The following is a 700-nucleotide window of genomic DNA, read 5'->3' as shown; positions in this document are numbered from 1 at the left end:
CCCGGCTCGCCCGCTCCTACGCCGCCGGCGCCCCCGCGGCCGTCTCCGCCGACGAGGTGCGCATGGTGCTCCTGGAGAGCGTCGCCGCCAAGACCGGCTACCCCGCCGACATGCTCGAAACCGGCATGGACATCGAAGCCGACCTCGGCATCGACTCCATCAAACGCGTCGAGATCATGGGCACCCTCCGCGACCGCTTCCCCGGATCCGCCGACGCCGCCCCCGAACAACTCGCCGAACTCCGCACCCTCGACGACATCATCACCTTCATCACCGACGCCACCGGCGCCACGGCGCAGCCGGAGGTGGTGGCCGCCCCAAAAGCCTGACGCCCGGCCTCGGACGCTTCCACGCCGCGCTGACCGCCGTACCGGAGCCGGACGAGCTGTCCGGCGCCTACCGGGCGGACCCGGTGGCGCTGCTGGCGGGCTCGGGTGAGCTGCTCGAACCGCTGGCCGGGGCGTTGCGGGCGCGGGGCTGGACGGTGCACACCGGCCGGGAGGCGCCCGAGGGCGCCGAGCGGCTGGACCTGGTCGTCGACTGCGTCGAGGCCGGCGGGCACGAGGCGCAGCTCGCCGCGCTGCGGGAGACGCTGCTGCTGGCGGGCCGGACACAGCCGCTGCTGGAGCGGGCCGCGGGCGAGGGGCGCGCCGCGTTCGTCACCGTGACCCGGCTGGACGGCCGGCTGGGCCTGTCGGGG

The 700-nt window shown here is 75.6% G+C and carries 2 protein-coding genes; both read left to right on the top strand.

Annotated elements, in window-relative coordinates; genetic code table 11:
* The coding region (locus LPA54_RS42560) for a phosphopantetheine-binding protein (RefSeq protein ID WP_267487945.1) at positions 1-329 on the top strand (329 nt) is incomplete at its 5' end.
* An 83-nt stretch (positions 330-412) separates the two neighbouring features.
* Positions 413-700: hypothetical protein (locus tag LPA54_RS34135; RefSeq protein WP_228984552.1), on the top strand; the 288-nt coding region annotated here is incomplete at its 3' end.

The organism is Streptomyces sp. DH12 (assembly GCF_020873895.1).
Classification (GTDB): Bacteria; Actinomycetota; Actinomycetes; order Streptomycetales; family Streptomycetaceae; genus Streptomyces.
The sequence above is the reverse complement of the archived record's forward strand: the minus strand, read 5'-3'. Positions and strand labels throughout refer to the sequence as shown.